A 20,687-nucleotide genomic window follows, 5' to 3' on the forward strand; every position below is an offset into this window, starting at 1 on the left:
CCGGCAGTCGCATTGCCGGAACCGATCGAGGACCACCATGGCCAATACCGCACAAGCACGCAAGCGCGCCACCCAGGCAGCGAAAGCCAATTCCCACAATTCCGCACTGCGTTCGAAGATGCGTACCGCCATCAAGGCTGTCCGCAAGGCGATCGAGTCGGGCGACAAGGAAAAGGCTGCTGAAGTATTCCGCGCCTCGTCGAAGACGCTGGACATCATCGCCGACAAGAAAATCGTGCACAAGAACAAGGCAGCTCGTCATAAGAGCCGCCTGGCCGCCGCGGTCAAGCAACTCTCGACGGCAGCCTGAACGAACTTGTGATGCGGGGCCATTGAGCAGGCAACTGCTTGAAGGCCGCTCACACCAGCCGTGGCCCGCACGGCCCGCTGATCCGGCAGCACGAAAAAAAGCCCGCTCTCACTTGAAGCGGGCTTTTTGCTTGTCGGCGGTAAGGTCTCTTCCTGCGCCTTAATCTTTCCCTGCGTTTTCGCCCCTCGGCGAGTTCTGCTGTCACGGCGGATTCGACCTACCGGCCCCGACCGCTTCCTCACCCCAGCCTTGCCATCCGGGCTTGCGCTGCCGCCTTGGCTTTAGCGGCCGCGGCAGCCTCGGCTTCTTCGGTATGATCGGGTATCGAACAGCCTTCCGTCACCAACAGGTTGTTATCGCGCGCGAAATTCATCACAAAGTCAAAGGCCATCGGCTCGATATCGCGCAGGCGCTCGTCGACCACCACGCATTTGACGTTGCCGAACATTTCGGGTCGCACGTACAAGGAATACTTGAGCTTCGCATTCGCGCCGCTGGCTCCCGGCCCGAAGGCCGACATCACGCCGGACAACCGCTCGGACCAGTCGCTGGGCCGAAAGGTCTTGCCTTCATTGGTCACGCCTTGGATGAAAAACTCTCTTGGGAACGTGTCGGCCATATGCAATACCTGGTAAGCACGCAGACTGAGTTCCAGCAAGAACTGGAACCCTCACGCCGCGGCATGAAGGGATCGGAAACCGGCGAATGCAAACACCCACGCGCCCTTGTGGGCGCGGCTTCCGGCACGATCCCCGTGTTGGAAGCTGGCGAAATTATACTGCAAAGCAGCATGGGCTAGACAGGTTTTAGGCCCACTCTTATAGAAGACTCGAGGGTACATTCGGGTCTTCCGGACGCGTGCTGCCGACCCATGACAGAGACACCTTATGCTGCCGACGCGGCTCGTCAAAGCCCGCGAAATCCATTATGCTTGAGGTACTTATCCAACGAACGGCGGCGCCGTCCGGGCTTCATTGCCCGGGTCAGTCCGCCGATTTTGTTTTTATGGCTCAAAAAAACATTCGCCACTATCTGCAGTTCAAGGACCTGACGCGCGACGAGTATGACTACCTGCTCGACCGCTCTCGAATCCTCAAGCAGAAGTTCAAGAACTACGAGACCTACCACCCGCTGCACGATCGCACGCTCGCGATGATCTTCGAGAAGAACTCCACGCGCACACGGCTTTCGTTCGAAGCGGGCATTCACCAACTTGGCGGCCACGCCGTGTTCATGAGCACGCGCGATACCCAGCTGGGTCGCGGCGAGCCGATCGAAGACGCCGCCCAGGTGATCTCGCGCATGACCGACATCATCATGATCCGTACGTTCGGACAGGACATCCTGCGCCGTTTCGCGGACAACTCGCGCGTGCCGGTCATCAACGGCCTGACCAACGAGAACCACCCCTGCCAGGTTCTCGCCGACATCTTCACATTCTATGAACAACGCGGACCCATCGCAGGGAAGACTGTTGCCTGGGTCGGCGATGCAAACAATATGCTCTATACGTGGATCGAGGCGGCCCACATCCTTGGCTTCAAGGTGAAGCTGTCGACGCCGGCAGGTTACGCGCTCGATCCGGCGATGCTCGACCCCGATGCACGCGATGCCTACGAAGTCTTTGCCGATCCGCGCGAAGCCTGCGACGGTGCCGACCTCGTCACGACCGATGTCTGGACCAGCATGGGGTTCGAACAGGAAAACGAAGTGCGCAAGAAGGCGTTTGCAAATTGGTGCGTGGATGCCGGCATGATGGCGCGGGCCCGGCCCGAGGCGCTCTTCATGCATTGCCTGCCGGCGCACCGGGGCGAGGAAGTCTCCGCGGATGTCATCGACGGCCCGCAAAGTGTAGTCTGGGACGAGGCCGAGAATCGGCTGCATGTCCAGAAGGCGCTGATGGAATTCCTGCTGCTGGGGCGAGTCAGCCATTGACGATGGCGCGCCGGTGGCCATGCGCCCGCCGGTTACCGCCTGAGCTGAGGCCGGCCGCCATCCGAGCCGCTGTTCAAGCGCGGCGCCCTCGCCGTTTCAGGGGCTGCTGCTTTATTTAATGTCACAATATCGGGTTCGCGGCCCGCACCGGGCGCCGCGGCATCGCACGAGTCAAACATGAGCGAAATCAAGAAAGTGGTGCTCGCCTATTCGGGTGGGCTCGACACCTCGGTCATCCTGAAGTGGCTGCAGGACAACTACGACGCCGAAGTCGTCACCTTCACGGCCGACATCGGTCAGGGCGAAGAACTCGAGCCCGCGCGAGCGAAAGCCGTGCAGCTCGGCATCAAGCCCGAAAACATCTATATCGACGATCTGCGCGAAGAGTTCGTGCGCGACTTCGTATTCCCGATGTTCCGTGCCAATGCGATCTACGAGGGCGAGTATCTGCTGGGCACGTCGATCGCGCGTCCGCTGATCGCGAAGCGCCAGATCGAGATCGCGCGCCAGACCGGCGCGCAGGCCGTCTCGCACGGCGCGACCGGCAAGGGCAACGATCAGGTCCGCTTCGAACTGGGTTATTACGCGCTCGAGCCCGGCATCAAGGTCATCGCGCCGTGGCGCGAATGGGACCTGCTGTCGCGCGAGAAGCTGCTCAGCTATGCGGAAAAGGCTGGCATTCCGATCGATATGAAGCATAAGCAAGGCGGCGCGCCGTACTCGATGGACGCGAACCTGCTGCACATCTCGTTCGAAGGCCGCCACCTCGAAGACCCGAAGGCCGAAGCCGAGGCTGATATGTGGCGTTGGACCGTCTCGGCCGAACAGGCTCCGGACGCGCCCGAATATCTCGACATCGGCTATGAGAGCGGCGATCCGGTCACGCTGAACGGCAAGGCCCTGTCGCCGGCCGAGATGCTAACCGAGCTGAATCGGCTTGGCGGCAAGCATGGGGTGGGTCGTCTCGATCTCGTCGAAAACCGCTTTGTCGGCATGAAGTCGCGCGGTTGCTACGAAACGCCGGGTGGCACGATCATGCTCAAGGCGCATCGCGGCATCGAATCGATCACGCTCGATCGCGAAGTCGCGCACCTCAAGGACGACCTGCTCGCCCGCTATGCGGCGCTGATCTATAACGGCTACTGGTGGGCGCCGGAGCGCAAGGCGCTTCAGGTGCTGATCGACCATACGCAGCAGAATGTGAACGGCTGGGTACGCGTCAAGCTCTACAAGGGCAGCGTAACGGTGGTCGCACGCGATTCGAAGAACACGCTGTTCGACAAGAACATCGCGACCTTCGACGACGACGGCGGTGCCTACAACCAGGCCGACGCCGGCGGCTTCATCAAGCTCAACGCCTTGCGTATGCGGATTGCCGAGAACGCACGCCGCAATCGCTCGTAAGGGCATCGTGCACGAGGCCGGCGCGCCGGCCTCGTAGCAGAAAACCCCGTGTTCCCTGTGAACCCATCCCGCTTGCGGGAAACGGTTCACGCGAATCACGGGGTTTTTTGTCGTCTTTTCCGGGGTTTCTATGGATTTGCGGGTTTGCGGGTTTTGCTGGCCTTGTCTAAACGACCAGCGGCTCCGGTTCGAGCTCGACGCCGTAGCGCGCCAGCACGTCATCGCGAATTGCCTGCGACAGGGCGAGCACATCCGCACCCGTCGCGCCGCCTCGGTTCACGAGCACGAGCGCCTGCCGGTCGTGCACCGCGGCGCCCGCATGGCAGCGCCCTTTCCAGCCACAGCGGTCGATCAGCCACGCAGCGGCGAGCTTGCGTGAACCGTCTGGCTGCTCGTAGGCCACGAGCTCGGGCTCGACCGCGATCAGCTCCGCGTATTGCGCGGCACCCACCACCGGGTTCTTGAAGAAGCTACCCGCATTGCCCAGCGCGGCCGGGTCCGGCAGCTTGGCGCGGCGCACGGCGGCCACCGTTGCGAAGATATCGTGCGCGCTCGGTTCGGCGACACCGCGTGCAACGAGTTCGCGCGCAAGATCCGCATAAGCGGTGCGTGCTCGCCATGCCTTGGGCAGCCTGAAACGGACCGACAGGATCAGGTAGCGATCGCGCGCCAAGCGCTTGAAGACGCTGTCCCGATAGCCGAACGCGCAATCCGCGCAGTCTAGTTCGACGATCACTCCGTTCGACAGGTCGAACGCACGCAGCGAATCGAAATACTCGGCGATCTCCAGCCCGTACGCACCGATGTTCTGGATCGGCGCCGCCCCGACCGTACCTGGGATCAATGCCAGATTCTCGAGACCTCGGCATCCCTCGTCGAGACACCAGGCAACAAAGTCATGCCAATTCTCGCCCGCGGCCGCCTCGACGAGCCAGGCATCGGTCGTTTCACTCAGAATGCACCGCCCGCGCAGACCGACGAGCCACACCACGCCCGGAAAATCGCGCGTCAGCACGACATTGCTGCCGCCGCCGAGCACGAGACGGGGCATCGAAGCCGTGCGCGTGTCGTGAAAAGCGTCCGCCACATCGCGCTCGTCTTCGATCGTGCGGGCAAACCGCGCGCGCACGTCGAAGCCGAACGTGTTATGGGTAAGCAATGAATAGTCGTTGAGCAGGCTCGACATACGGAATCGGTGAAGGAGAAGCGCCCTGTCGACGGGTGGCCGATGCGCGGGTCGGGTCATTGCGGGGCTTGGAAAAGCGGGCCACCCCGGTAAAATAACGACGACCCGTGATTATAACGAGGGTCCCGCGGACCCCGGAGAAACCAGCCATGCCATCGTTCGACGTCGTCAGTGAAGCAAACATGATTGAAGTAAAAAATGCGATCGAGCAAGCCAACAAGGAAATCTCGACCCGTTTCGACTTCAAGGGATCCGACTCGCGCATCGAACACAAGGAACTCGAACTGACCGCCTTTGCGGACGACGACTTCAAGCTCGGGCAGGTCACCGACGTCCTGACCATGAAAATGGCCAAGCGCAATGTGGACGTGCGTTTTCTCGACTACGGCAAGGTCGAGAAGATCGGCGGCGACAAGATCAAACAGGTGATCAAGATCAAGAAGGGCGTAAGCGGCGATCTCGCGAAAAAGATCGTACGCACGATCAAGGACAGCAAGATCAAGGTGCAGGCAAGCATCCAGGGTGACGCGGTACGCGTGACCGGCACGAAGCGCGACGACCTCCAGGCCGCGATCGCGCTGCTCAAGAAAGATGTGACGGACACGCCGCTCGACTTCAACAACTTCCGCGACTGACAGGACTGACGGGACTGACCAGTTTGTCTAGTTTGTCTAGTTTGTCTAGTTTGTCTAGTTTGGCTAGTCTGGCGGGACTGGCGAGTCTCACGGGTCTGGCGGGATTGAGGAACCGTGACGCGGCCCGCGCACCGCCAGGCGCGCCGAGGCCGGGCTCTCCGGCCGCTAGGATTTCTTCTGGCCGAGCCGGCTTTCCTTGCCTGCCATCAGCCGGGCAATATTGCTTGCGTGGCGCCAGATCAACAGCATCGCTATCACGACCACGGCGACCGAGATCGGCCCGGGGCCGTACATGAAGAACTCGTAGAACGGCGCGAATATGGCCGCCGCGAGCGCGGCGAGCGACGAATAGCGGAAGAAGAACGCGATGATCACCCAGGTCGCCACCGTCGCGAGGCCCAGTATCCAGCTCAATGCGAACAGCACGCCTGCTGCCGTCGCGACCCCCTTGCCGCCCTTGAATTTGAAGAACACCGGGAACACGTGCCCGAGAAACACGGCGATCGCACCTAGTGCGATCACTTCTTCCCCGAGTTGATAGCGGTCGCTGAACTGGATCACGAGCCAGACGGCGAACCAGCCCTTGAGCGCATCGCCAAGCAGCGTCAGGATCGCCGCGGTCTTGCTGCCGCTGCGCAGGACATTGGTCGCACCAGGGTTCTTCGAGCCATAGGTGCGCGGATCGTCGAGCCGCATCGCCTTGCTGACGACCACGGCAAACGAGATCGACCCGATCAGATAGGCGCCGACGACGGCAATCAGCACATTCAGCACATTCGGCATGGACTATTCCAGTTAAGAGACCGGCCGCAATTGTAGCGAAGCCACGAGGCAATGGCGCTTGGGGCAAGCGAGCCCCCGCTACTCGCTCCTGCCTATCCGCCTGCTTGTCCCTGCTTCTCCCCTACCTCTCCGCCTGCTTATCCGTCTACTTCTCCGCCTGCTTATCTGCCTGCTCGTCCGTCTGCTTTGTCCGTCTGCTTTGTCCGTCTGCTTTGTCCGCCTGCTTGTCCGCCTACTCCACGCTCGCACATTCGACCGGCCTGGCATCGAGCAGGGTCGTCAGCACCGAAGGCGCGATGCTGACGAGATAACCCCGCCTGCCGCCGTTCAGATAGATCCGCTCCAGCGCAAGTACACTGGCTTCGACATAGACCGGCATCGCCTTGCGCGTGCCGAACGGCGAGGTGCCGCCGATCAGATAGCCCGAATGCCGGTTGGCGACCTCGGGCTTGCAGGGCTCGATGCGCTTCGCGCCAACCTGCCTTGCCAAGTTCTTCGTCGAAACAGTGCGATCGCCATGCATCAGCACGATCAGCGGCTTCGCCTGCTCGTCTTCCATGACCAGCGTCTTGATCACATGATGTTCGTCCACGCCGAGCTGGCGCGCAGACTCGGTCGTGCCGCCGTGCTCGACATAGTCGTAGGGATGCTCGCCAAACGCGATGTTGTGGCGCTTGAGAAACTGCGTCGCGGGGGTCTCGTAAACGTGTCGGCTCTTGCTCATCTCATCGTCGGCGCTGCATCAGCAGTGTTGCGCACGTGCTGCAACTCGCTCATGCGCGCATTCTAACGTCGGCGTTCTATCCGCGCGGGTGGTGAATGGCATGCAGGGTCTTCAGGCGCTCGCGCGCCACATGGGTGTAGATCTGCGTGGTCGAGATATCGGCATGACCGAGCAGCATCTGCACGACCCGCAGATCGGCGCCGTGGTTCAGCAGATGCGTCGCGAACGCATGGCGCAAGGTATGCGGCGTCAGGCGCGCCGCGATGCCGGCGCTCAGTGCATGGCGCTTGATCAGGTGCCAGAATTGCTGGCGCGTCATCGCGTCGCCGCGCGCGGTGACGAACATCGCGTCGGCCGCGCGCGCACCGAGGATGGCACCGCGCCCTTCGACCAGATAGCGCGAAAGCCATTCGTGCGCCTGCTCGCCGAACGGCACGAGCCGTTCCTTGGAACCCTTGCCCATCACGCGAACCACCCCTTCATTGAGCCCGATCTCGACCGTCTTCAGATTGACGAGCTCCGAGACGCGCAGTCCGCTCGCATACATGAGTTCGAGCATGGTGCGGTCGCGCAGTCCGAGCGGCGTGTCGACGTCCGGCGCGTCGAGCAGTGCTTCGACCTGCGCTTCGGACAATGTCGAAGGCATACGCAGCGGTTGTTTCGCGGTCTGCATCTTCAGCGTCGGGTCGACGCTCACGTGATGCTCGCGAAGTGCCCAGCCGAAGAAGCGGCGGAACACCGAGAGGCGGCGGTTTGCCGAACTCGCCTTGTCAATGCTGCGGGCCGCGACATAAGCGATGAGATCGACCTCGGTGGTCTGCGCGATCGCATTGGCATTGCGCCTGGCGAGCCAGTCAGCATAAAGCCGCAGATCGCGCCGGTAAGCATCGAGCGTATTGCGTGACAGGCCTTGCTCGAGCCAGAGCGCATCGCAAAACGCGTCGATCACGTACAAGCTGTCAGCATGTGCGGGCGGAAAGGGGGTCTCCGTGTCGATGAGGACATGCGAACGCTTGCCGCGCGGTTTGTTGCCCGTTTTTGTCACCGCGCCTGTATTCATCCGTGCTTCTTTTCCCTATTGGACTCATGCCGCTCCCGGGCGACGTTCACGCCGCCCGGAGCGCCCACTCGACGTGCTCGCGAATCAAGGCGGAAGGATCGGCCAAACGGCTTCGCAAAGCATCGGCGAACGGTGCGCGCGCGCTGGCATCCGGCGTGGCCCGCAAGGCATTGCCAAGGCCGACGGCGAGATTGCGCACCCAACGCTCATAGCCGATACGGCGGATCGCCGTGCCCGCCAGTCTGGCTTCGAAATCGTTCTCCGTCCACTGCCAGAGATCGATGAGCGAGGCCTGCTCGAGACCGTTGCGCGCCTCGAAATCGTCGACCTGGGACAGCTTTGCAAATTTGTTCCAGGGACACACCAACTGGCAATCGTCGCATCCATAGATCCGATTACCGATCAATGGCCGTAGTTCTTCGGGGATGCTGCCTGCGAGTTCGATCGTCAGATAGGAGATGCAGCGACGCGCATCGACCTGGTACGGCGCGACGATGGCTCCGGTCGGACAGACATCGATGCACCGGCTGCAACTGCCGCAATGCACGCCGTTGGCGGGCGGCGCCGCAGCAACCGGGGGCACTGCGGCTGCATCGATCGGCAGCGGGAGGTCGACGAACAGCTCGCCGAGAAAGAAAAACGAACCCGCATCGCGCTCGAGCAACAGCGTGTGCTTGCCGCGCCAGCCGAGCCGCGCCTTCTGCGCGAGTTCGACTTCGAGCACCGGTGCGGAGTCCGTGAATACACGATAGCCGAAGGGGCCGATCTCCATCTCGATACGTTCGGCGAGTTTCTGCAGGCGATTGCGCAACACCTTGTGATAGTCGCGGCCACGCGCATAGACCGATACGACCGCCTCACCCGGCACCGCATTGCGTGCGAACTGCGCCGCGCGCCAGTTGGAAGGCTGCAATTGTGCGGGAAGGTAAGCCATCCGCAAGCTGATGACTCGTAGTGTTCCAGGCACAAGCTCGGCCGGACGTGCGCGTTTGAGGCCATGTTTGGCCATATAATCCATCTGTCCGTGGAAACCCGCAGCGAGCCATGCCTGCAGCGTGTGTTCCGCGGTCGAGAGGTCGGTATCGCTGATGCCGACCGCGTCGAATCCGAGTTCGCCGCCCCATGTCTTGATGCGCGTCGCGAGAGCGGCAAGCGCATCGCTGTCGAGAGACGAGCGCAACGACTCGCCCCCCGGCGCGCGTAGTGGCTGCGCGGCACCGGTAGGGAGTGCATCGGGCACGGGGTCGGGCGCGAGATCGGCCTTGACTGGATTCATCCTGACCATTTTACGCAATGCCTGCAGCCCCCGCCGCACCCGTGTCACCGATCTGCGAACGTCAGTTCGATCTGCCTGACGAAGCCGCGACCGTCGCATTCGGCGAACGCTTCGCGGCCGCGCTGCGTTCGGCGGGAACCGCGGGCCAGCGGATCGACGGTGGCCTGCATGTCCATCTGCTCGGCGATCTCGGCGCAGGCAAGACCACGCTCGTGCGCGCGACACTCCATGCCCTCGGTCATCGGGGCCGTGTACGAAGTCCGACCTATACCCTCGTCGAACCGTATCGGATCGACGACGTCGGGTGCGTCGATCAGCCGGACGACAAGCGCGAGGACAGACCGGGCGACGAATCGCTTGGCAAGCAGCATTCCATGCCGAACGGCAACTCGCGCACCCCGCACGAAAAACAACAGGACCACTCGCCCGGCAAACATGGCGACATGTCAACCGGCAGGCGTGGTTACGACGTTTATCACTTCGACCTGTATCGTTTTGCCGACCCTGCAGAATGGGCCGATGCGGGCTTTCGCGAATACTTCAATGAAGGCGCGCTCTGCCTTGTCGAATGGCCAGAAAAGGCCGGTATGCTGATCGGCGTGCCGGACCTTTCGCTGTCGCTCGACCTGGCGGGCGAAGGCCGTGTATTGACCGCGCGTGCCTACAGCGCGCGTGGCAAGGACTATCTGGACCGATGCTGATCAAACCGTTTCGCTCGATCGAAGCCGACGCCACCGCGTCGCCCAATTGGAAGCGTCGCCAGGTGCTGCGTGCCGGTGCCTCGACGCTCGCTCTCGCACTGGTCGGCCCGCGACTCGCCTACGCGAGTTCGGTGCTCGGCGTGCGAGTCTGGCCCGCGCGCGACTACACGCGCGTGACGATCGAGTCGGACCAGCCGCTCGACTACGCGTCGAAGCTGCTCGAAAACCCCGACCGCGTGGTAGTCGATCTCAACGGCCTCGAACTCGACCAGTCCTTGCGCGATCTCGTCTCGAAGATCACGCCGAACGACCCTCAAATCCAGTCGGTGCGGGTCGGCCAGTTCGCCCCCCATGTCGTGCGGCTCGTCTTCGACCTCAAGGACGCAGCCAAGCCGCAGGTGTTCGCGCTGGCACCCGCGGGTTCGTATCGCTATCGACTGGTCTTCGACCTCTATCCGGCCGTCGCACCCGACCCGCTGATGGAACTGCTCGCGCAGACCGAACACAAGGAACAGAATTTTGCCCAGCAGCAGGCGCAGGCCGGCGCGAACGCGCCTCAATCCGCGCTGACGACAAGCCCGCCGCTCGAGCTACATGCACCGGACGATGCCGTGCGGGCCGATGGCGCGAAAGGTAGCACCGGCGCAAACACTTCGCTCGCGGGCCAGCCGTTTCATGGCGGTGCCTCGGGGGCTGGCGACGACAGCGATGCGTTCTTCCAGAAATATGCGGACAACGATGCGAAGCCGGCCGGCACGGGCGCGAAAGGCGCAAGCAGCGGCACCGGCGGATTGGGTGATAGTGGCCATGGCGCCGGCAGCACCACGGCTTCACGGAACAAGTCTTCCGGCGTCAAGTCGCCGACCCCGCCAGGACCGCTTGCACAGAACGTGCCGGACTCCGGCTCCGACGGCCTGCTGCCCGCGGCACCGCCGAAGAAGGGCTCGAAGACGGTACGTCTGCTGACCGTCGCCATCGATCCTGGCCATGGCGGCGAAGACCCGGGTGCGATCGGCAGTTCCGGGACCTACGAGAAACATGTCGCGCTCGATATCGGCAAGCGTCTGCGTACCAAGATCGACGCTCAGCCGAATATGCGCTCGATGATGACGCGCGACGACGATTTCTTCGTGCCGCTCAATGTACGCGTACAAAAGGCGCGTCGCGTCGAAGCGGACCTGTTCGTCTCGATTCACGCCGATGCGTTCATCACGCCCGAGGCGCGCGGCTCGTCGGTATTCGCGCTGTCCGATCACGGCGCAACGAGCACCGCGGCCAAATGGATGGCGAATCGCGAGAATTCATCGGATCTCATCGGCGGGATCAATATCAAGACGCAGGACGAAACGGTCTCGCGTGCCCTGCTCGACATGTCGACGACTGCACAGATCCGCGACAGCATGCGCTACGGCAGTTTCGTGCTCGACGAGATCGGCGATATCAACAAGCTGCATAAGGGCTCGGTCGAACAGGCGGGCTTCGCGGTGCTCAAGGCGCCCGACATTCCGTCGATCCTGGTTGAGACCGCGTTCATCAGCAACCCTGAAGAAGAAACGAAGCTCAAGAACGACGCTTATCGTGACAAGATGGCCGATGCGATCCTGCGTGGAATCAAACGCTACTTCGCCGCCAACCCGCCGCTGTCGAAGAACAGGATGGCTTGATGTAGGACCTTGAGGCGCGGCTTGAGGCAGGGCTTGAGGCAGGGCTTGAGGCAGGGCTTGAGGCAGGGCTTGAGGCAGGGCTTGAGGCAGGGCTTGAGGCAGGGCTTGAGGCAGGGCTTGAGGCGGTGATTGGCGAGAGACCTCGCCAATCACCGCCTCCCGTACTTAGACGACCTGTGCCGCGGTGGGCGCGACCTGCCCCTGCTTGCTCAGGAAGCCATGGATCTGCGCGACGACCGCAGCGCCTTCTCCGACTCCGGAGGCGATCCGCTTGATCGATCCGGAGCGCACATCGCCGATCGAGAACACCCCGTCGACACTCGTTTCGAGCGCCAGCGTCGGCGCCTCGTGATAGGGGCGCGCGTCTGCCCCGGTGACCACGAAGCCATGTTCATCGAGCTCGACGCCGCAGTTGCGCAGCCACTTGGTATTCGGATCGGCACCGATGAACAGGAACAGATGGCGGATATTCATGCGCTGCTCGCCCACCTGATCGGTGCTCTCATAGCGAATCGAAGATAGCCCGCGTTCGTCGCCATCGAGCCCGACCAGCCTCGTGCAAGTGTGCAGCGTCACATTGCGCAATGATGCAATGCGGTCGATCAGATAGCGCGACATGCTCGCATCGAGGCTCGTGCCACGAATGAACAGATGCAGATGAGAGACGTGCGAGGCCAGGAACACGGCCGCCTGCCCCGCCGAATTGCCGCCGCCGATCAACACGACTTCCTCGTGCTTGCACAGCTTAGCCTCGATCGGCGACGCCCAGTAATAGATCCCGCGCCCTTCAAAATGCTCGATCTTCTCGACCTGCGGCCGCCGATAAACGGCGCCCGTGGCCACCACGAGCGAGCGCGTGTTGACGCGCTGCCCGGTCTTCAATGTCAGGCCAAGCTGGTAATGCGTGGCTGCCGAGCAACTACAGTCGAGCGCGACGATCTCCGCCGGGATCGCTATATGCGCGCCGAACTTCTGCGCCTGCACGAACGCCCGCCCGGCGAGCGCATGGCCCGAGATGCCGGTCGGAAAACCCAGATAGTTTTCGATCCGCGAACTCGCACCGGCCTGGCCGCCCGGCGCGCGACAGTCGAGCACCGCGACCGACAGGCCCTCGGAGGCCGCATACACTGCCGCGGCGAGACCGGCCGGCCCCGCGCCGGCAATCACGAGATCGTAGACGGCCAATTCGTCGAACTCCGGCAGCAGTCCGAGACAGGTGGCCAGCTGGCCCTCGTCAGGATTGCGCAGGATCGTGCCGTCCATGCAGATCACGAGCGGAAACTCCTCGGGTTTCGCGGCCACGCGTTCGACGATCGCGGCGGCCTCGGGGTCGGTCTTCGCGTCGACGACGGTATGCGGATGGTTATTGCGCGTGAGAAAGCCTTGCAGCGCGAGCAAGCCGGGCTCGCTCCCGGTGCCGACGAGCACGGGCCCGCCGCTGCCTTCCTGTATCAACGAGACGCGCCGCAGGATTAGCGCGCGCATGATTTTTTCGCTGAGTTCCGCATCGGCGATGAGCAAGGCGCGCAGGCGTTCGCACGTAATCAACAGGAGTTCCATCGGCGTGAGGGCGATCCCGTCGACCAGCGTGGGGCCGCCTGAAATCGAGGCAACCTCGGCGACGAAATACCTCGGATGGGCCTCGGTGAACATCTTGCGATGCCCCATGCCGTCGCGCCGCACGATCTGCATGACGCCCGACAGGATCACCCACATGCCGATGCTCGGCTGCCCCATGTGAACCAGCACCTCGCCCGCCTCGGCATGACGCGGCTCGCCGAAGGGCCGCATCCGTTCGATCTCGGCGTCGCTGAGTTGCGGAAACATCTGGTGCAACCGCGATTGCAAAGAGGAGAACGGCGCTTCGACGGGGGCGTCGAGCGGGGGCGGTGCCGGTTCGGAAGTGGCCCCGGGCGCGGAATCGTCCGTGCCCGTCAGGGGCGCAAGGGGCGCTACAGGAAATTCGTCCGGAGTCGAGGTCATTGCAAGTCCTGAAAGTGGCACAGTTACCGGGAGCCGGGATCGACCGGAGCGGGGCCACTTCAATCGACGTTCGATCGACATTCAAGCGGCGCTCGGTCGGCGCTCATTCGGCATTCAATCGACGCGCGGACGGCCTTTGGCCAGCACTCAACCGGTGCTCAGGCGTCGCTCAATTCCTCAGTCGACGCTCATTGAGCATTCGATCGACGCTCGGTCGACCTTCAGCCCTCAATCGGTGCTCTAGCGGCTCAGTTCCATTGATCGCTCATCTGCCGATCAAACCGCCTTCATGGCGATACCGATCTCGGCATCATTGGCCGCTTCCTCGACGATCGGTGCGAGCTGCCAGCCCGCATCGCGCCATGCATCGAGACCGCCGCGCAAAGGCACGACGTCCTTGAAACCAAGTTCGGTGAGTTGCTTGGCCATCCATGCCGCCGACACTTCGTTAGGGCACGAACAGTAGATGACAAGCTTCTGGTCGCGATCGACCGTCGCGGCGATCTCGTCGAGCATCCGCTCGTCGGCGAACAGCGAGCCCGGGATGATGAACGGATCGAGCATGCGCTTCTCGCGCGAGCGGATATCGTAGATGACGGGTATCGCTTGCGCGTTCATCAGGCCGTAGAGTTCGTCGACCGAAATGCGCGCTTCGGACAGCGTATGCATCAAGGAGCGGCGGCGCCACCACCGATAGCTGACATAGAGCACCACGAGCACCGCGATCACGAGTGCGGCCGCCTTGCCAAGCTTGCCCAGCGCAATAAAGATCATGTCGATCTGCGGCGCGAACAACACACCAACCAGTAGGCCGACCGAGGCCCAGAGCGCGGCGCCGACCGCGTCGTAGCGCAGGAATTGGCCAAGCGACACATTCATCGCCCCCGCAAGCGGGATCGACACCAGCGAAAGGCCGGGAATAAACTTGGAAAGCGCGAGCACGCGCACGCCCCAGCGCCCGAAGAAACGTTCGGTCTGCTTCACGCAGGTATCCCGCGAAAGCGACACGCGGCACAGGGTCTGCAAGGTCCTGCCGCCGTACAGACGGCCGGCAAAAAACCATACAGTGTCGCCGAGCAGGCTCGCGCACACGGACACCGCCAGGACCGGCAATAAATGCTCCGCGAGCGGTCCCACATGCAACATTGACATCGCACCGACGAGCACAAGCGTCGGCAATGCTGGCACCGGCAGGCCGATTGCCGATGCGAACACACTTGCAAACACAATGATCAGACCGTAGTGCTCGAGCAGCTCATGCAACATCGTCGATCTCCGCGAAACCCCTGTGCGTCCACACCGGCGGGACAGTCGCGCACGTGGCGGGAGGTGGGTCGTCGATTCGGAGCATCGAAAACAGACCATCGACCGTTCGCGCGCTGAAAATCGGCGTGGATCGTCAAACTATTATGATGTCATTCTGTCGGGTCGCAAGAGGGATTTCAGTGCGACCCTTCAACAAGGTCCTTCCACGACGCTGAACCCGCCACGCGGCGGGGCCCTCCGCGATGCTTCCCGATGGCCCGAAACAAGCCGACAAGCGCGAGAGCAAGCCGCTCCGAACTCATATAAGCAGCTAATAACGTGTGGACCCTGAGTCGACCGGCACACTTGAACCGCTCACACGGCTGCGACCACGTCCAGATCAACCCTTCGCAATTCCGTCACCGGCGAGTCATGCCGTCTTACGTTGTAGGAACTTATAGAGTGCGCCGAACGCGACCGGAACGATCGCGGCCGCGACCCCGACCAGCACGATCACATTCAGGTATTGCCTGACAAAAGGCAGGTTGCCGAAGAAATACCCCCCAATCACGAGAAGCAGCACCCACAGCGCCGCGCCGAGCACGTTGTACAGTTGGAAACTCGCGATGCCCATGGCACCCACGCCCGCGACAAACGGTGCGAACGTTCGCGCGACCGGCACGAATCGCGCAAGCACGACGGTCTTGCCGCCGTGGCGTTCATAGAAATCGTGCGTCTTGCGCAGCGCGCGCTGGTCAATCAGCCGCCAGTCCCGCTCGAAAACCTTCGGACCGATAAATCGGCCGATATGGAAATTCACGGTGTTACCCAGCACAGCGGCAACGATCAGCAGCGCGCAGAGGCCCGGCAGGCTCAGCGCATGCGTCGCGCAGAAGGCGCCGCCGACGAACAGCAAGGTATCTCCGGGCAGGAACGGCACGATAACCAGGCCGGTCTCGCAGAAGACGATCAGGAACAGTATGAGATAAATCCAAGCTCCGTATTGCGCGATGAATGTGCCAAAAAACTTGTCGATATGCAGCACATATCCGGCGAATTGGAGAAGAGTGTCCAAAATCGATGTCCTTCAGGCATAAATGGATGAGCACGATCATACCGGAAGACATTTGCAACTTTAGTGAATAAGCGACACGGACTTAGTGATCCTTGCGCGATTTTCCACGGCGTTCCGGCGAGTCATCGCCGAGCGCTTCCGCGGCGGTTTCGTAGGGAGCTCATGGCGATTTCCTGGTTGACTCGCAATTGACTCGCAGTTGACCCGCGGCGGTCTGCCAGAAGCGTTTGAACGCAGGCCGACTGGCTATAATGTTGCGCATGTCCGACGTCCAAGCCCCTCCTCCTCCGCCCGACGACGAAACGGCTCGCCTCGCCGCATCCGACGCCGCCGCGTCCGCGTCGACATCAGCGTCGATACCCGCCGCGACGCACAATGGGGCGTCCGATCCCGCCGCGCCGAAACGCGAACGCAGGTCGATTGCGGCCTTGCCCGACCAGCTCGTCAGTCAAATCGCCGCGGGCGAAGTCGTCGAACGGCCCGCATCGGTGGTCAAGGAACTGCTTGAAAACGCACTCGATGCGGGCGCGACCACGGTCCGGATCACGCTCGATGAAGGGGGCGTCAAGCGGATCTCGATCGCCGACGACGGATATGGGATGCCGGCCGGCGAATTGCCGCTCGCGCTGCTGCGGCACGCGACGAGCAAGATCCGCACGCTGGCCGAACTCGAAGCGGTGACCACACTCGGTTTCCGCGGCGAAGCGCTCGCCTCGATCGCATCGGTCTCGCAGTTGTCGATCACGAGCCGTACCGCCGACGCCGCGCATGCCGCACGCATCGATGCCGAACACGGCGAGATCGCGCCTGCCGCGGGCGGTGTCGGCACGACGATCGAAATACGCGAGCTCTATTTCAATACGCCGGCGCGCCGGAAGTTTCTGAAGACCGACCAGACCGAACTCGGCCATTGCCTCGAAATGGTCCGCCGCGCCGCGCTCGCGCGCCCCGACGTCTCGTTCTCGGTCATGCACAACGGCCGCGCGCTCGAGCATTGGAACGCGGGCACGCCCGCACAACGCGTGGCGAAGGTACTCGGCGAAGGGTTCTCGCTCGCGCACCTGCCGCTCGACGAGCGGGCGGGACCGGTCGCAGTCTATGGCTTTGCGGGCTTGCCGACCGCGAGCCGCGGTCGGGCCGACCAGCAGTATTTCTTCGTCAACGGCCGCTTCGTGCGCGACAAGCTGCTGACCCATGCCGTGCGCTCCGCCTACGAAGACGTGCTGCATGGCGATCGGTATCCGTCGTACGTACTGTTTCTCGAAGTGCCGCCTGAATCGGTCGACGTGAACGTGCATCCGTCGAAAATCGAAGTCCGGTTCCGCGAGTCGCGCTCGGTCCACCAGTTCGTCTTCCACGCCGTCCAGCGCGCGCTGGCGCGGCATGCGGGTGCGTCGCCCGACACGACCTCGCTCGGTCATGCAACGCAGATCGACGGAGCCGGGGGCGAAGGCCAGTTGTCGCGCGCCCTGGGCGGCGGCACGGGAAGCCAGGCCAACACGACCCAGTGGATCGCGCAGATGCGCATGCGCCAGGGCACCCTGCCGGTCGCCCAGCCGCTCGCGCTCTACGATGCACTGTACGGGCGACGCACTGGCAGCGACGGCGCGGACGGAACCGCTGCGGACGCTGGCGTGCCCAGACCCGCCTGGACGGCCCAGGTCGTTCCCGAGCCGGGCGCCGACAAACAGCCTGGGCTTGACGGCATGGCGGACGTATCGCCCGCGCACGCGCGAGGGTTCGATCCGGCAACGCCCGGCCGCCCCCTTGCGGAGGGTGTTCCGGGACAGGATGGCGCGGGCTGGGCCTACGCGGCGAACTACGAATCCGCCGGCCGCGGGCTCGAAGTGCGAAAAAACGTGCAGAGGTATGGCTCGGACACCGTGGATGCCGGTTTCGGTCAGCCCGGTTCCGGGGACTCGACTCCAGGAAGTTCCGGCGGAGCCGACGCAGCCCGTTACGACGGCTCGAATGTGCGCGCCGGCGGATCGCCGGCCGACGCCTATGCAGGCCTGCCCGACGACGCACCGCTCGGCTACGCGCTCGGCCAGTTGCATGGCGTCTATATACTCGCGCAAAACACGCGCGGCCTCGTGCTCGTGGATATGCACGCGGCCCACGAACGCATTCTCTACGAGCAGTTCAAGACTGCGCTCGGGGACCACGCGATCGCGGTCCAGCCGCTGCTGATTCCCCTTTCGATGTCCGCGAACCCGATCGAGGTGGGCACCGTCGAGGAAAACCGCGAGGTCCTCGACGCGCTCGGCTTCGACATCGCGGTGCTCTCCCCCACCGCGCTGGCCATCCGCGCGGTGCCCGCGCTGCTCAAGGAAGCCGACCTGATCTCGCTCGCCCGTGCGGTCCTAACCGACCTTCAGGCCTATGGCGGCTCGCGGATGCTGACCGAGCGCCAGCACGAGTTGCTGGGCACGTTGGCCTGCCATCACGCTGTACGTGCCAACCGCCGCCTGAACCACGATGAGATGAACGCCTTGCTGCGCCAGATGGAGACCACCGAACGCGCCGATCAATGCAATCATGGCCGGCCCACCTGGTTCCAGTTGACGATAGCCGATCTCGACCGGCTGTTCATGCGTGGCCAGTGACGGTTCGCCGATGATGAATGTGATCCACTCGACGAGTCGCTCGCGACCGTGCGCCGAATATGACGGCGCGCACATGAAGACACTCCGATGACGGCGGCTTTGTCATGACCGTCCAGATCGCCTGCCTGCTGGGCCCGACCGCCTCGGGCAAGACTGCCGCCGCGCTTGCGCTGGCCGCGCGCGAGCCGATCGAAATCATCAGTGTCGATTCGGCGCTCGTCTATCGCGAAATGGATATCGGCACGGCCAAGCCCAGCGCGGCCGAACTCGCGAGCGTCCCGCATCACCTGATCGATATCGTCGATCCTGCCGATGCCTATTCGGCGGCCGAGTTTCATGACGACGCATTGCGCCTCGTCGGCGAGATCCTCGCGCGTGGCCGACGTCCCGTGCTGGTCGGCGGCACGATGCTCTACTACAAGGCATTGACGACAGGGCTCAACGATCTGCCCGCGGCCGACCCCGAACTGCGCGCGCGGCTCGACGCCGAAGCATCGCGCGACGGATGGCCCGCGATGCATGCGCGGCTTGCCGAAGTCGATCCGGTGACCGCCGCACGGCTACCCGAAAACGATTCACAACGGATCCAGCGAGCGCTCGAAATCTACCTGCTGAGCGGCCAGCAGATGTCGGCCTTGCTCGATGCCCCCCGGCGGCGGCCGAAGACGGAATACCGCTTCATGCCGATCGCACTCGAACCGTCGGATCGCGCGGTGCTCCATGAGCGCATTGCGCACCGCTTCGACATGATGCTCGGAAACGGCCTGATCGAGGAAGTCGAGCGCCTCAAGGCGCGTGGCGACCTCGACACCTCAATGCCCTCGATGCGCTGCGTCGGGTACCGGCAGGTCTGGGAATATCTCGACGGCGAGACCGATCGCGCGACGATGCGCGACAAGGGCGTGTTCGCCACCCGCCAGCTCTGCAAGCGCCAGTTGACGTGGCTGCGCTCGATTCCCGAACGCGCGATCGTCGATTGCTGCGCGAGCGACGCAACGGATCGCGTGCTCGCGCTGATGGCTAGCCTAGGCTAGATCACGACCGTCTGGGCTTCGCCTTCGGCGCCGCGACGGATCGTGCCGATCTGCCAGACCGTTTCGCCCGCGCCCGCGAGCAGGTCCTGAGCCGCTGCCGCATCCGCGGCCGACACGACGAGCACCATGCCGATGCCGCAATTGAATACGCGATGCATTTCCGCATCGGCGACACCACCGTGTTTCTGCAGCCATGAGAACAGCGGCGGCAACGGCCATGCGCGATGGTCGAGTTCGGCGGTCAGCCCTGCTTGCAGGATCCGCGGCACATTTTCGACGAGCCCGCCGCCCGTGATGTGGGCCAGGCCCTTGACCTTGATCTGCTTCATCAGCGCGAGCACCGGCTTGACATAGATCCGTGTCGGCGCCATCAGCGCATCGGTCAGCGAACGGCCGTCGAAATCGGCATCGAGGTCGGGTTTCGCCCGTTCGATGATCTTGCGCACGAGCGAAAAACCGTTCGAATGAATGCCGCTCGACGCGAGGCCCAGCACGACGTCGCCCGGTTCGATCGACTTGCCGTCGATGATCTCGCTTTTTTCGACCGCGCCGACCGCAAAACCCGCGAGATCGTATTCGCCATCGGGATACATGCCCGGCATTTCCGCGGTCTCGCCGCCGATCAGCGCGCAGCCCGACAGCTCACAGCCTTCGGCGATGCCCTTGATCACGCGGGCCGCGGTATCGACATCGAGCTTGCCGCAGGCGAAATAGTCGAGGAAAAACAGGGGTTCGGCGCCCTGCACCAGAATGTCGTTGACGCTCATCGCCACGAGGTCCTGGCCGACGGTATCGTGTTTGTCGAGCTGGAAAGCGAGCTTGAGCTTCGTCCCGACGCCGTCGGTGCCCGATACCAGCACCGGCTCGCGGTAGCGCTTGGGCACTTCGAACAAGGCGCCAAAGCCGCCGATGCCGCCCAGCACGCCGTCGCGCAACGTCTTTTTCGCAAACGGCTTGATACGATCGATCAAGGCGTCGCCGGCGTCGATATCGACGCCGGCATCGCGATAAGACAGACCAGTTGCAGGAGTGCCGACTTTCGGATCATTCATGGCGGGGGAAACAA

At 63.2% G+C, this 20,687-nt stretch carries 18 protein-coding genes; 8 read left to right on the forward strand and 10 right to left on the reverse strand.

The window, feature by feature from the left end; translation table 11 throughout:
- Positions 1-37: 37 nt before the first annotated feature.
- Complete coding sequence (gene rpsT / locus HV670_RS01180) at positions 38-310, forward strand: 30S ribosomal protein S20 (RefSeq protein WP_175102787.1); 273 nt, start codon at positions 38-40, stop codon at positions 308-310.
- 238 nt (positions 311-548) lie between these two features.
- On the opposite strand, the gene HV670_RS01185 is transcribed toward rpsT, so the two are convergent.
- The gene (locus HV670_RS01185) at positions 549-929 is read right to left on the reverse strand and encodes a DUF3579 domain-containing protein (RefSeq protein WP_175102994.1); all 381 of its coding nucleotides are present in this window, start codon (positions 927-929) and stop codon (positions 549-551) included.
- Positions 930-1,315: 386 nt separating this feature from the next.
- Here HV670_RS01185 and argF point away from each other — a divergent pair, with 386 nt between their 5' ends.
- Positions 1,316-2,245 carry an ornithine carbamoyltransferase gene (argF, locus tag HV670_RS01190; RefSeq protein ID WP_175102788.1) on the forward strand — a complete coding sequence of 310 codons (930 nt, stop codon included), beginning with the start codon at positions 1,316-1,318 and terminating at the stop codon, positions 2,243-2,245.
- Between the two features lie 177 nt (positions 2,246-2,422).
- The gene (locus HV670_RS01195) at positions 2,423-3,649 is read left to right on the forward strand and encodes an argininosuccinate synthase (protein WP_175102789.1); all 1,227 of its coding nucleotides are present in this window, start codon (positions 2,423-2,425) and stop codon (positions 3,647-3,649) included.
- Positions 3,650-3,815: 166 nt separating this feature from the next.
- Here the strand turns inward: HV670_RS01195 and murB are convergent, their stop codons facing one another.
- Positions 3,816-4,835 carry a UDP-N-acetylmuramate dehydrogenase gene (gene murB / locus HV670_RS01200; RefSeq protein ID WP_175102790.1) on the reverse strand — a complete coding sequence of 340 codons (1,020 nt, stop codon included), beginning with the start codon at positions 4,833-4,835 and terminating at the stop codon, positions 3,816-3,818.
- A gap of 149 nt (positions 4,836-4,984) precedes the next feature.
- On the opposite strand from murB, the gene HV670_RS01205 reads away from it, so the two are divergent.
- Positions 4,985-5,470 (forward strand): YajQ family cyclic di-GMP-binding protein, encoded by a 486-nt coding sequence (locus tag HV670_RS01205; RefSeq protein WP_175102791.1) that lies wholly within the window; start codon positions 4,985-4,987, stop codon positions 5,468-5,470.
- Positions 5,471-5,635: 165 nt separating this feature from the next.
- On the opposite strand, the gene plsY is transcribed toward HV670_RS01205, so the two are convergent.
- The 4 genes from plsY to queG form a co-directional block, all read right to left on the reverse strand.
- Complete coding sequence (gene plsY / locus HV670_RS01210; RefSeq protein WP_425511364.1) at positions 5,636-6,253, reverse strand: glycerol-3-phosphate 1-O-acyltransferase PlsY; 618 nt, start codon at positions 6,251-6,253, stop codon at positions 5,636-5,638.
- A 232-nt stretch (positions 6,254-6,485) separates the two neighbouring features.
- Positions 6,486-6,977 (reverse strand): Cys-tRNA(Pro) deacylase, encoded by a 492-nt coding sequence (gene ybaK, locus HV670_RS01215; protein ID WP_175102792.1) that lies wholly within the window; start codon positions 6,975-6,977, stop codon positions 6,486-6,488.
- 76 nt (positions 6,978-7,053) lie between these two features.
- Positions 7,054-8,037, reverse strand: coding sequence for a site-specific tyrosine recombinase XerD (xerD, locus tag HV670_RS01220; protein ID WP_175102793.1), 984 nt, complete (start codon positions 8,035-8,037; stop codon positions 7,054-7,056).
- A gap of 46 nt (positions 8,038-8,083) precedes the next feature.
- The gene (gene queG / locus HV670_RS01225; RefSeq protein WP_175102794.1) at positions 8,084-9,313 is read right to left on the reverse strand and encodes a tRNA epoxyqueuosine(34) reductase QueG; all 1,230 of its coding nucleotides are present in this window, start codon (positions 9,311-9,313) and stop codon (positions 8,084-8,086) included.
- Positions 9,314-9,330: 17 nt separating this feature from the next.
- Between queG and tsaE the strand changes: the two genes are divergently transcribed.
- Positions 9,331-10,014, forward strand: coding sequence for a tRNA (adenosine(37)-N6)-threonylcarbamoyltransferase complex ATPase subunit type 1 TsaE (tsaE, locus tag HV670_RS31995; RefSeq protein WP_343054283.1), 684 nt, complete (start codon positions 9,331-9,333; stop codon positions 10,012-10,014).
- Positions 10,008-11,678, forward strand: coding sequence for an N-acetylmuramoyl-L-alanine amidase (locus tag HV670_RS01240; protein WP_175102795.1), 1,671 nt, complete (start codon positions 10,008-10,010; stop codon positions 11,676-11,678). Before tsaE ends, HV670_RS01240 begins: the two co-directional genes overlap by 7 nt.
- Before the next feature lie 165 nt (positions 11,679-11,843).
- Here HV670_RS01240 and HV670_RS01245 read toward each other — a convergent pair whose 3' ends face one another.
- From HV670_RS01245 to HV670_RS01255, 3 genes are all read right to left on the reverse strand, one after another.
- Positions 11,844-13,661, reverse strand: a complete 1,818-nt coding sequence (locus HV670_RS01245) for an FAD-dependent oxidoreductase (RefSeq protein ID WP_175102796.1) — start codon at positions 13,659-13,661, stop codon at positions 11,844-11,846.
- Positions 13,662-13,937: 276 nt separating this feature from the next.
- On the reverse strand, positions 13,938-14,927 hold the full coding sequence (locus tag HV670_RS01250; protein ID WP_175102797.1) for a DedA family protein/thiosulfate sulfurtransferase GlpE: 990 nt from the start codon (positions 14,925-14,927) through the stop codon (positions 13,938-13,940).
- A 409-nt stretch (positions 14,928-15,336) separates the two neighbouring features.
- Complete coding sequence (locus HV670_RS01255) at positions 15,337-15,981, reverse strand: VTT domain-containing protein (RefSeq protein ID WP_175102798.1); 645 nt, start codon at positions 15,979-15,981, stop codon at positions 15,337-15,339.
- Between the two features lie 260 nt (positions 15,982-16,241).
- Between HV670_RS01255 and mutL the strand changes: the two genes are divergently transcribed.
- On the forward strand, positions 16,242-18,587 hold the full coding sequence (gene mutL / locus HV670_RS30785; protein ID WP_246256864.1) for a DNA mismatch repair endonuclease MutL: 2,346 nt from the start codon (positions 16,242-16,244) through the stop codon (positions 18,585-18,587).
- Positions 18,588-18,691: 104 nt separating this feature from the next.
- Positions 18,692-19,621 (forward strand): tRNA (adenosine(37)-N6)-dimethylallyltransferase MiaA, encoded by a 930-nt coding sequence (gene miaA / locus HV670_RS01270; protein ID WP_175102799.1) that lies wholly within the window; start codon positions 18,692-18,694, stop codon positions 19,619-19,621.
- Here miaA and purM read toward each other — a convergent pair.
- Positions 19,618-20,673 (reverse strand): phosphoribosylformylglycinamidine cyclo-ligase, encoded by a 1,056-nt coding sequence (gene purM / locus HV670_RS01275; RefSeq protein ID WP_175102800.1) that lies wholly within the window; start codon positions 20,671-20,673, stop codon positions 19,618-19,620. The two genes, miaA and purM, sit on opposite strands and share 4 nt — an antisense overlap.
- Positions 20,674-20,687 lie beyond the last annotated feature (14 nt).

Origin of the sequence: Pararobbsia alpina (assembly GCF_902859895.1) — a bacterium.
Classification (GTDB): Bacteria; Pseudomonadota; Gammaproteobacteria; order Burkholderiales; family Burkholderiaceae; genus Pararobbsia; species Pararobbsia alpina.

Bases quoted from the DNA above. Each gene is read 5' to 3' on its own strand.
- ybaK (WP_175102792.1), bottom strand. From the start codon at position 6,977: ATGAGCAAGAGCCGACACGTTTACGAGACCCCCGCGACGCAGTTTCTC.
- murB (WP_175102790.1), bottom strand. From the start codon at position 4,835: ATGTCGAGCCTGCTCAACGACTATTCATTGCTTACCCATAACACGTTC.
- plsY (WP_425511364.1), bottom strand. From the start codon at position 6,253: ATGCCGAATGTGCTGAATGTGCTGATTGCCGTCGTCGGCGCCTATCTG.
- HV670_RS01185 (WP_175102994.1), bottom strand. From the start codon at position 929: ATGGCCGACACGTTCCCAAGAGAGTTTTTCATCCAAGGCGTGACCAAT.
- HV670_RS01245 (WP_175102796.1), bottom strand. From the start codon at position 13,661: ATGACCTCGACTCCGGACGAATTTCCTGTAGCGCCCCTTGCGCCCCTG.
- purM (WP_175102800.1), bottom strand. From the start codon at position 20,673: ATGAATGATCCGAAAGTCGGCACTCCTGCAACTGGTCTGTCTTATCGC.
- HV670_RS01250 (WP_175102797.1), bottom strand. From the start codon at position 14,927: ATGTTGCATGAGCTGCTCGAGCACTACGGTCTGATCATTGTGTTTGCA.
- xerD (WP_175102793.1), bottom strand. From the start codon at position 8,037: ATGAATACAGGCGCGGTGACAAAAACGGGCAACAAACCGCGCGGCAAG.
- HV670_RS01195 (WP_175102789.1), top strand. From the start codon at position 2,423: ATGAGCGAAATCAAGAAAGTGGTGCTCGCCTATTCGGGTGGGCTCGAC.
- tsaE (WP_343054283.1), top strand. From the start codon at position 9,331: ATGCCTGCAGCCCCCGCCGCACCCGTGTCACCGATCTGCGAACGTCAG.
- queG (WP_175102794.1), bottom strand. From the start codon at position 9,313: ATGAATCCAGTCAAGGCCGATCTCGCGCCCGACCCCGTGCCCGATGCA.
- HV670_RS01205 (WP_175102791.1), top strand. From the start codon at position 4,985: ATGCCATCGTTCGACGTCGTCAGTGAAGCAAACATGATTGAAGTAAAA.
- rpsT (WP_175102787.1), top strand. From the start codon at position 38: ATGGCCAATACCGCACAAGCACGCAAGCGCGCCACCCAGGCAGCGAAA.
- mutL (WP_246256864.1), top strand. From the start codon at position 16,242: ATGTCCGACGTCCAAGCCCCTCCTCCTCCGCCCGACGACGAAACGGCT.
- argF (WP_175102788.1), top strand. From the start codon at position 1,316: ATGGCTCAAAAAAACATTCGCCACTATCTGCAGTTCAAGGACCTGACG.
- HV670_RS01240 (WP_175102795.1), top strand. From the start codon at position 10,008: ATGCTGATCAAACCGTTTCGCTCGATCGAAGCCGACGCCACCGCGTCG.
- miaA (WP_175102799.1), top strand. From the start codon at position 18,692: ATGACCGTCCAGATCGCCTGCCTGCTGGGCCCGACCGCCTCGGGCAAG.